Source organism: Tenacibaculum sp. Bg11-29 (genome assembly GCF_002836595.1).
Taxonomy (GTDB): domain Bacteria; phylum Bacteroidota; class Bacteroidia; order Flavobacteriales; family Flavobacteriaceae; genus Polaribacter.
On record NZ_PJBB01000003.1, the window covers coordinates 2,217,988 to 2,227,920 of the forward strand.

The 9,933-nt window shown below is 29.7% G+C and carries 10 protein-coding genes; 5 read left to right on the forward strand and 5 right to left on the reverse strand.

All coding sequences use genetic code 11. The annotated features are described in order from the left end of the window. Positions 1 to 8 precede the first annotated feature (8 nt). Positions 9 to 896, reverse strand: coding sequence for a ParB/RepB/Spo0J family partition protein (locus CXF68_RS10200; RefSeq protein WP_101044341.1), 888 nt, complete (start codon positions 894 to 896; stop codon positions 9 to 11). Between the two features lie 9 nt (positions 897 to 905). Beyond that, positions 906 to 1,670, reverse strand: coding sequence for a ParA family protein (locus tag CXF68_RS10205; protein WP_101044343.1), 765 nt, complete (start codon positions 1,668 to 1,670; stop codon positions 906 to 908). Between the two features lie 346 nt (positions 1,671 to 2,016). On the opposite strand from CXF68_RS10205, the gene CXF68_RS10210 reads away from it, so the two are divergent. Next, positions 2,017 to 2,979: a hypothetical protein gene (locus CXF68_RS10210; RefSeq protein WP_157821905.1), complete on the forward strand. Its 963-nt coding sequence runs from the start codon at positions 2,017 to 2,019 to the stop codon at positions 2,977 to 2,979. A 74-nt stretch (positions 2,980 to 3,053) separates the two neighbouring features. On the opposite strand, the gene dnaN is transcribed toward CXF68_RS10210, so the two are convergent. Both dnaN and CXF68_RS10220 read right to left on the reverse strand, forming a co-directional pair. Continuing rightward, entirely contained in the window at positions 3,054 to 4,172 is a 1,119-nt protein-coding gene (gene dnaN / locus CXF68_RS10215) for a DNA polymerase III subunit beta (protein ID WP_101044347.1), read from the reverse strand. Positions 4,173 to 4,256: 84 nt separating this feature from the next. After that, positions 4,257 to 5,207 carry a lipid A deacylase LpxR family protein gene (locus CXF68_RS10220; protein ID WP_101044349.1) on the reverse strand — a complete coding sequence of 317 codons (951 nt, stop codon included), beginning with the start codon at positions 5,205 to 5,207 and terminating at the stop codon, positions 4,257 to 4,259. Positions 5,208 to 5,273: 66 nt separating this feature from the next. Here CXF68_RS10220 and ppk2 (CXF68_RS10225) point away from each other — a divergent pair, with 66 nt between their 5' ends. Then, positions 5,274 to 6,131, forward strand: coding sequence for a polyphosphate kinase 2 (gene ppk2, locus CXF68_RS10225; RefSeq protein ID WP_101044351.1), 858 nt, complete (start codon positions 5,274 to 5,276; stop codon positions 6,129 to 6,131). Between the two features lie 3 nt (positions 6,132 to 6,134). Further along, complete coding sequence (gene ppk2, locus CXF68_RS10230) at positions 6,135 to 6,914, forward strand: polyphosphate kinase 2 (protein ID WP_101044353.1); 780 nt, start codon at positions 6,135 to 6,137, stop codon at positions 6,912 to 6,914. A gap of 9 nt (positions 6,915 to 6,923) precedes the next feature. Here the strand turns inward: ppk2 (CXF68_RS10230) and CXF68_RS10235 are convergent, their stop codons facing one another. After that, the gene (locus CXF68_RS10235; RefSeq protein WP_101044355.1) at positions 6,924 to 7,556 is read right to left on the reverse strand and encodes a hypothetical protein; all 633 of its coding nucleotides are present in this window, start codon (positions 7,554 to 7,556) and stop codon (positions 6,924 to 6,926) included. A gap of 82 nt (positions 7,557 to 7,638) precedes the next feature. On the opposite strand from CXF68_RS10235, the gene CXF68_RS10240 reads away from it, so the two are divergent. Together CXF68_RS10240 and CXF68_RS10245 are read left to right on the forward strand one after the other, a co-directional pair. Further along, complete coding sequence (locus tag CXF68_RS10240) at positions 7,639 to 8,187, forward strand: Smr/MutS family protein (RefSeq protein ID WP_101044358.1); 549 nt, start codon at positions 7,639 to 7,641, stop codon at positions 8,185 to 8,187. 15 nt (positions 8,188 to 8,202) lie between these two features. After that, entirely contained in the window at positions 8,203 to 9,342 is a 1,140-nt protein-coding gene (locus CXF68_RS10245) for a cysteine desulfurase family protein (protein WP_101044360.1), read from the forward strand. The last annotated feature ends 591 nt before the right edge of the window (positions 9,343 to 9,933 follow it).

Genomic DNA, 9,933 nt, shown 5'->3' on the forward strand with positions numbered 1-9,933 from the left:
TTATTCACTTATTTTAATAAGTTTTTAATGCGATTAAAATCTTCTTCAGAGTCAAAAGGAATAGAAATTTTTCCTTTACCACGATTGTTAACACTAACATCTATTTTATTACCAAAATAGTTACTAATGTCTTTTACTCCTTCAGAAACAAAGCTCGGTAGTGTTTTCTTTTTTGCTGTTTTAGCAACGGTACCTGCTTTTATATTTTTAACTAATTCTTCCGTTTGGCGAACAGATAATTTGTCTCGAACTATTTTTTCGTAAATATTTAATTGATCAGAATTACTATCAACACTAATAAGTGCACGACCATGTCCCATAGATATAAAGCTATCGCGCATTCCTGTTTGAATAATAGGATCTAATTTTAATAAACGTAAATAATTGGTAACAGTCGAACGTTTTTTACCTACTCTGGTACTTAGTTCTTCTTGAGTTAATTGAATTTCGTCAATTAAACGTTGGTAAGAAAGTGCAACTTCAATAGGGTCAAGATTTTTACGTTGAATATTTTCAACCAATGCCATTTCTAGCATTTCTTGATCGTTTGCTAAACGAATGTATGCGGGAACGGTTTTATTACCTATTAATTTAGATGCTCTAAAACGACGTTCTCCAGAAACTAATTGAAACGAATTGTTAGCTAGTTTTCTAACTGTAATAGGTTGTATAACACCTAATTGTTCTATTGAATTTGCTAATTCACGTAAAGCTTCTTCATCAAAATAAGTTCTAGGTTGAAAAGGGTTTACTTCTATAGAACTCAATTCGATTTCAATAATATTTCCTACTAATTTATCTGCGTTTTTATCTTCCGCTGAATTTACTTCAGCAGTTTCTGTTAATAAAGCTGATAAACCTCTTCCTAAAGCTCGTTTTTTAGTTGCTTTTGCCATTTACAGTAATTATGCGTTTTTTGTTAAGATTTCGTTTGCCAAATTTAAGTAATTTACAGCACCTTTACTGGTTGCATCGTATGAAATTATACTTTCACCGTAACTTGGTGCTTCACTTAAACGAATATTTCTGTGAACAATTGTTTCAAAAACCATTGAACTGAAGTGTTTTTTTACTTCTTCTACTACTTGGTTAGAAAGACGTAAACGAGAATCAAACATGGTAAGTAATAAACCTTCTATATCTAAATCTGGATTATGTATTTTTTGAACACTTTTAATAGTATTTAATAATTTACCTAAACCTTCTAAAGCAAAATATTCACATTGAATAGGTATTATAACTGAATCTGCAGCAACTAAAGAATTTAAAGTTATTAAACCTAAAGAAGGAGCACAATCAATTAAAATATAATCATAATCGTTCTTTATTTCTTGTAATGCTTTCTTTAGCATGTATTCTCTTTCTTGCTTATCTACTAATTCTATTTCAATAGCAACAAGGTCAATATGAGCAGGAATTAAATCAACATTTGGAGAGTCAGTTTTTAAAATGGTCTCTTTTGCCAATATAGTGTGCTCCAGAACTTGATAAGTCCCGAATTCGACACTATCTACATCTATTCCTAAACCAGAAGTAGCGTTTGCTTGTGGGTCGGCATCAATTAATAAGACTCTCTTTTCTAAAACACCTAATGATGCTGCTAAATTTACAGTAGTCGTAGTTTTACCTACACCACCTTTTTGATTTGCAATTGCTATTATTTTACCCATTGTAATTTAAAAAGTTTGAAAGAGGTAAATTTACAATTATTTATCATTTTTTAAAGCGAAAGATGTTAACAAAAACTATAATTTAATTAATAGTGTTTAAATTTTACAGAAAAAACAAATCTGTTATGTTTTTTTCCCCTATTAATCTCCGTCTTTACCACCTGTTAATCCCCATTTTTTGCACCCCTATTTTATATTAAGAAGAAGATAGTTTTGTAGAAGTTCTTTTTAATACTAGTTAAAAGAAGTAAATATAGTTTTATCTGCTAAAAAAAAAGGGTAAGAATGTATCGCGTAAACCGAAAAGCGAAAGAGTAGGGGGGATTTAAATTTAAAATGAATTATTATGAATAGGTATTTATTATTATTAATGTTAAGTATTCTAACTGTAGCATGTCAAAGCAATGAAGATGAGAATATTATAGAAAAAGAAAAGTTAACTAATGAAGTTCTTTCTAGAGCAGATGGAAGAATACTCTCTTTTTCATCGTTTAAAGAATTAGAAATTTTTATTAAAGAATCAATTGAGTCTGGTCAAGATTTGATAGAGTTGTCTAAATCAGATTTTGATAGAAGTGGCAGGGTTTCTTTATTGTTAGCGTATAATATTGAGGCAGAAGAAGCTGAGAGATATCAATTGAATAAAAAAGAAATTGTAGAAGTAAATTCTAGTGATAGTATGCTATTATATCTATTAAATAAAAATGGAGAAATTAGTATTGAAGGGGCTATTTATAGAATAGATGGAGAGTTTGTTTATACTTACAAACATGGTAATGAAAATGTAATTGAATCATTTTTGTTAGATTACAAAGTAGGAAAGATTAAAGTTTCTGATCAAAAAATGATTACATATAATAAATTCTTAAAAGTATATAAACATGGTAATAATAAAAAAGAATTTTCCTCAAGAGGAATTGTTCGTCATGAGTCGTTTTCAAATGATAGAAGTGTGAAAATGAGACTTGAACAATTTGATCAGCATTGGTACTTTTATAGTTCTATTGGTGCAAAAACAAAAACAGAACAATATAGGAAAGTGTGGTTTTGGAATGCTTGGGTAACCGTTAAAACAAACAATAGGTTAAAGTTTGGAGTAGCTTATCAGGCAAAAATTGTTGGGACTAATATCAGAATGAACAGAAGTCCTTTATTTGATAATATATCAAATCATACAAATGAAGTGATGAAAATTTATGAATTCTGTGTAGGTGCTCCTGCCTTATTTCATTATACAGCAGTAGAAGGTTATACTGAACATTGGGCAGAATGGTATGGAAATACTGCTTTTAAGGTTGTAAACTACTAGAAAAGGCATTTTTTTAATAAGAAAAACCGTTTAAACATAATTTAAACGGTCTTTCTTATTTATATTTTTAAGGTCTAGCTATTCAGCATTACCGGCATTACTAACATTGTAACTTGTTCACCTTCATCGGTACCATCAATAGGAGTTAAAATTCCTGCACGGTTTGGTAAAGACATTTCAATTAAAACGTCATTAGCGCTTAAGTTATTTAACATTTCGCTTAAAAAACGTGAGTTAAATCCAATTTGCATATCATCTCCTTGATAATCGCATTGTAAACGTTCGTCAGCTTTATTAGAGTAGTCTAAATCTTCAGCAGAGATGTTTAATTCTGTTCCTGCCATTTTTAAACGAATTTGATGTGTTGTTTTACTAGAGAAAATAGAAACACGTTTAACTGAGTTTAAAAATGAAGCTCTATCTACAGTTAATTTATTTGGGTTTTCTTTAGGTATTACAGCTTCGTAATTAGGGTACTTACCATCAATTAAACGACAAACTAAAACAACATTACCAAAGTTAAATTTAGCATTAGTGTCATTATATTCGATAATAACATTTTCTTCAGATCCATTTAAAATACCTTTTAATAAGTTTAAAGGTTTTTTAGGCATGATAAATTCTGCTGATTTATCTGCGGTAACATCTGTACGTGTATATTTTACTAATTTATGAGCATCGGTAGCAACAAAAGTTAATTCTTTTGAATTGAACTGAAAAAATACTCCACTCATTACCGGTCTTAAATCATCATTACCAGCAGCGAAAATTGTTTTAGAAATTGCGGTAGCTAAAATTTGTGATGGAATTTCAGTACTGCTAGGTGAAGGTAATTCAACCGCTTTAGGGAATTCCTCTCCACTAAAATACGCCATGTCGTATTTACCTTGTTCAGAAATAATTTCAATAGTACTATCACTTTCAGCTTTAAAAGTAAGAGGTTGTTCAGGAAATGTTTTTAAGGTGTCTAATAATAAACGAGCATTAATAGCAATCGATCCAGAATCTGTACTTTCTACTTCTATAACCGAAGTCATCGTAGTTTCAAGATCAGATGAAGATATTTTAAGTTCATTGTTAGCCAATTCAAACAAGAAATTGTCTAAAATAGGTAATGTATTGTTGCTGTTTATAACTCCTCCTAAAACTTGTAGTTGTTTTAATAACTGAGAGCTAGATACGATAAATTTCATTTAGTATAGTTTCTGTTTATTATATTTACAAATATATCTTAATTTGATGGTTTTAAAAATTATTTTTTTAACCATAATAAATAATTAATTAAATTGATAATTTAACTGTATTGTACCGTAAAAATTATTTTTAGGTACACGTATGCTTTTTAGTTTTTTCGTGTGGTAATTTATTGCGTAACCAAAATTGAATCGATTTAAAGTAAAGCGTATGCCTATCTCAGCGGTAAATTTAAAAGGTTCAATTTCAAAGGTAATCGGGCTATTGTTATTTAAGAAGCTTCCTTGAATAGTCGCGTCATAAGCAGTATAACTAAGCATCGGTTTTATGTATATAAAAGATTCAATTTCGTTATTGAAATTTGTAGAGTTACTATTTAAATTTCCATTAAAAGCAATAGAGTTTATTATCTTTTGTAAAGGTTTTAACCCAATACGACCGTAAAAACCTGTAGAAAAGTCACTGTATACAGTTCCTATTTTTAGGTTGTTTACCCAATTAACATCTAAGTAATTATCGTTTGCTAAGTTTTTTATATAGTCAAGGTTTAAATTCAGGGCAAAGGCATCTGCAATCTGATATTTCCAACCAATAGCTTTTTTGTAGCCATAAATATCATGAATGAAATCTTGTAGTTCTTTACTTACCGCAGAAGGACCAAGAGTACCTATTTGCATAGCTATTTTTAAGATAGATTCATTTTTATAAAAATAATTTATGCCGAAGTTCCCAAAAGCGTATCCAGCAAAAGGTCTGTCGTGATCACCATGTTGTTGAACAGTTGCTTTAAAAGGCGTGTACATATGATGACCAATTTGAATATCGAATATTTTTTTTTCTATATTTTTAGCGTTTTTACTACTCAAATATCGATAAGTAAAAAACATACCGTTAGTATAATATCTATCTTGAGATGTAGATATATATAAATCATTATCATTTAAAAAACTAAACTCTTTACTGTATTTTCGTTGAGAGAAAATATTTATAGAGGTGAATAGTATGATAAATAAAAATAATATTTTTTGTTTCATAGCAGTTAATATCGTCTTATTTTAGCAATGTTAAGCTTAAATTATTAGTAATGCAACTTAAATTACATGGGGAATAAACCAAAACTTACAATTGATGACTTCGAAAGCGTTTCAACAAATGAAGAATTGTTGGCGTTAATTGATAAAAAAGGAGTTTCTATAGATAAGGTTAAAGAGAAAATAGCATATGAAAATGAGTTAAAAGAGCTTCAGGTTGAGTTGGTTAAACTTCAGCAATGGGTGGCTAAAAAAAATAAACGTGTAGCTATTGTTTTTGAAGGGCGGGATGCTGCAGGGAAAGGAGGGAATATTCGTCGATTTATGGAGCATTTAAATCCTCGTTCTATGCGTTTGGTGGCGTTAAATAAACCTACTGTGATAGAGAAGGGGCAGTGGTATTTTCAGCGATATATTAAAGAATTGCCAAATCCAGGTGAAATTGTTTTTTTTGATAGAAGTTGGTATAATAGAGCTGTTGTTGAGCCGGTAATGGGGTTTTGTACAAAAGAAGAGTATAAGAAATTTTTAGTTCAAGTGCCAGAATTTGAGCATATGTTATATGAAGATGGTGTAGTTATTATTAAATTTTGGTTATCGATATCTAAAGATGAGCAAATGCGTAGATTCGATGCTAGAAACGATGATCCTTTAAAGAGATGGAAATTTAGTCCGGTAGATAAAAAAGGGCAAGAGTTGTGGCATGATTATACTTTTTATAGGGATGAAATGTTTAGTAAAACGCATACTACATACAGCCCGTGGATAGTTGTAAAAACAAATGATAAAATGAAAGCGAGAGTGGAGTGTATACGTCATGTATTGTCGCAGTTTGATTATCAGGGAAGTGAAACGCAAAAAATAATGACAAACCCTGATCCTAATATTGTAATGCGTTATTATCGTTCAGTAAAACATTCAGACTAAATTATGGAGAAATTAACACAAAAAGATGTAGATAAGCTTAATTCGAATAAGGGATTAAAAGCAATTTTATCAAAGCCTTTTAATTTAGAGAGAGCGGTTAGGTATGTTGATTATGAGCGTAAACTAAAAAAATTACAAGTTGAATTAATTCGTTTGCAAACTTGGGCTATAAATCAAAATGAGCGCATAATTATTATTTTTGAAGGTCGAGACGCAGCAGGGAAAGGTGGTGCAATACGTCGAATTACAGAAAGAATTAATCCGCGTCATATGCGAATTATAGCTTTACCAAAGCCGAATGAAGATGAGAAAACACAATGGTATTTTCAAAGATATGTAGAGCAATTTCCTAAAGCAGGTGAAATTGTTTTTTTTGATAGAAGTTGGTATAACAGAGCTGTTGTAGAACCTGTAAATGGGTTTTGTACTCAAGAAGAGTATCAGGTGTTTATGAATCAAGTTAATGATTTTGAAAGAATGATTTTAGAGTCGGGTATTCGGTTAGTTAAAATATACATGTCTATTAATAAAAAAGAGCAGGCAAAACGATTCGGAGATATTAAAGACAATCCTTTAAAACAATGGAAGATGACTGCTGTTGATAAAAAAGCGCAAGAACTTTGGGATGATTACACAGGATATAAACGAGAGATGTTCTCGAAAACAAATACTGAAATATCACCATGGAAAGTAATACGTGCTAATCGAAAAACAATAGCACGTATTAATGTTATAAATCATGTGTTAGATAGTATTCCTTACGATAAGGATACAGTTGTGTGATTTTTTAAATTAAATGCTGTCTTTTATGATATCGAAAATAAAATGAATCTCTCCTGCAATTTGTTTACTGGTGTTTAAATAAGTTTCAGAAACTAAATCGGTATTGTCAGTACTTTTAGGGTCTGAGTACGGTAGGTGGAATCTACTGATGGCATCAGGGATAAATGGGCAGTTTTCATCAGCGTTATCACAAGTTGTGATAGCAATATATGGGTAACTATTGTCGGGGTTGTCGTATGTTTTAGAGAAGCCTAAAATAGATTTTTTAGAATCTTTGAATGAGATTAGGTATCGTGGGTTTTGATGAGAAAAATCGATAACATTAAAAGTAAAACCTGTTTTTTGTAAAGATTTTACAGTATTTCTATGAAAAGCAGTGGTTTCTGTACCACCAGAATAGGTGAAAATATTGTTCAATTCAAAATATTCAACAGCAAAAAAACTCCAAGCTTGTGCAAATTGACTTCTTCTAGAATTATGTGTGCAAATAAAGTTTAAGTTAATCTTTTCTCGGTCTAGGTATTCGCTAATAATTACATCGGCAATATCCGTAAGTAGTTCTTTACGGTCATTACTAATGGTTATTTCTTTTTTTGCTTCTTCGAAGAATATTTTTGTGCTAATATTTTTAGTGTTTATCATTTTTTTACAGTTCTTTTGCAGCGTGTATTTGCTGCAAAAATACACCGTAAAACTCTTTTAGTTAATTAAGTAAAGGTTAAGAATGTGTTTAGAAATAGGTAATAAAGTAGCGGTTTTAGATGCTGATATTAGGGGTGTTATAACAAGAAAAGAAAATAATATGTTTTTTGTTAAGGATGAAGGTGGAATGGAGTATTCTTTTTTTGCTGCTGAATTAGTGAAAATACATGTAGATCAAAATGAATTGAGCAAGTATATAGATGTTAATAATCCGTTCTTAAAAGAGAAGGTAAGACAGGTAAAAAAAAAGGAAAAATCATTTTTTGTAAAAGATAAAAAAGAGGTGGTAATGGAGGTTGACTTACATGTAAATAGGTTGGTTAAATCTACTAGAGGGATGGATAATTACGATATTTTATCATTACAATTAGAAACGGCAAAACATAAAGTAGAATATTGTATTTCAAAAAGTATATCAAAATTAGTATTGATTCATGGTAAAGGTGAAGGTGTTTTAAAAACTGAATTATACTACTTATTAAATAATTATCCTGTGAAATATTATGACGCTTCATATCAGAAATATGGTCAAGGAGCAACCGAAGTTTATATATATCAGAACGCTAATTAATTGTATTTTTGTACTATGAAAGCTGTTTATTTAGATAATGCCGCAACTACACCTATGTTGCTCGAAGTTGTGGAAGTGATGCAACAATCAATGTTAAGTAATTTTGGAAACCCTTCCTCTGTGCATCAGTTTGGTAGAAAAGCAAGGGCGGCTATTGAAACAGCAAGAAAAAAAATAGCAAAGCATTTTAATGTATCTGCAAGAGAAATTTTCTTTACAGCTGGAGGTACGGAAGCTGATAATTTAATTTTGTACAATGCGGTTTTGAACTTAGGTGTGAAAAGAATTGTAACTTCTAGAATAGAACATTATGCCGTTTTACGTACTGTAGAGTACTTGCAGAAAACATATAATATAGATGTAGATTATGTTAATGTGAATGAGCAAGGGGTGATTCAATTGGATGATTTAGAGGTTGTTTTAAAAAGTACAAGCGAAAAAACTTTAGTTAGTTTAATGTATGTTAATAATGAGATAGGTAATTTATTGCCTATTCAAAATGTTGCTGTTTTGTGTAAAAAACATGATGCTTATTTTCATTCGGATACTGTGCAGGTAATTGGTCGTTACCAATTAGATTTACAAAAAACACCAATAGATTTTATTGTAGCTAGCGGTCATAAATTTCATGGGCCAAAAGGAATTGGTTTTGCATATGTAAGAAAAGGTATTTCTATTAGGCCAATATTACATGGAGGAGGACAGGAGAATGGTGTAAGATCTAGTACTGAAAATGTACATGCTATTTTAGGAATGGAAAAAGCTTTAGAAATTTCGTATAAAAAATTAGATGAAGATAGAGAGCATATAGTAGCAATAAAAAGTTATTTTATTCAGCAGTTAAAAACTAATTTTAAGGATGTTCAGTTTAATGGAGAGTCTGATAATTTAGAAAAAAGTAGTTACACTATATTAAATGTTCGTTTTCAATTAAAAGACAAGATGTTATTATTTAATCTAGATTTAGTAGGAATAGCAGTTTCTGGTGGAAGCGCATGTCAAAGTGGAGCTAGTAAAGGGTCGCATGTTTTAATGAGTTTTTTAAAAGAAGAGGATGTAACAAAAACATCAATCAGATTTTCATTTAGTAAGTTAACAACATTAAAAGAAGTTGATTTTACTGTCAGTAAATTAAAAGAATTCATTTTAAGATAGGGTATATGTGTTTTTTTTATGAAGCTTATTAGGTTTGTACTTTATTTTTTTAAAACGCCTTAAAGCTTGTTTTTTAATTGTATTTTCAATTGATTTATCTTATGTTTTTTTGTTTATGTATAGGAATTATTTATATTGATTTCACTTATTTATAATGAAAATTAATGCTAATTCTAGAAGTAGTAGATTTCTGGTGATTTAATTTAGAGTTTTATCCTTAAAAACCTGTTAAACATATTAATTATAAAGCCGTAATATGCGTTACTTCTTTCAAATATTTTTATGAAAATGATCATAAAATAATTGTTTCTGAAGTGAAAGTATGTGGGGCATGTTTTTACCTTAATAAGGATTGAGCTTTTTTCTTTTTATTTTTTTTTTTTTTAAATAATAATTTTAAATGTTATTATATATTATAATTATAATTACATTCGCAAACTTAATTTAGTATCCCCCCCCGATCTATTTATTTTAACACATATTAATACGTGTTGAATGTATCGTAATTTGGGGTGAAATTTCTCAAATATATTTTTAAAATTGATTAAAAATGAACCTTATTTTAATAAGGTTTATAACTATATATAATAA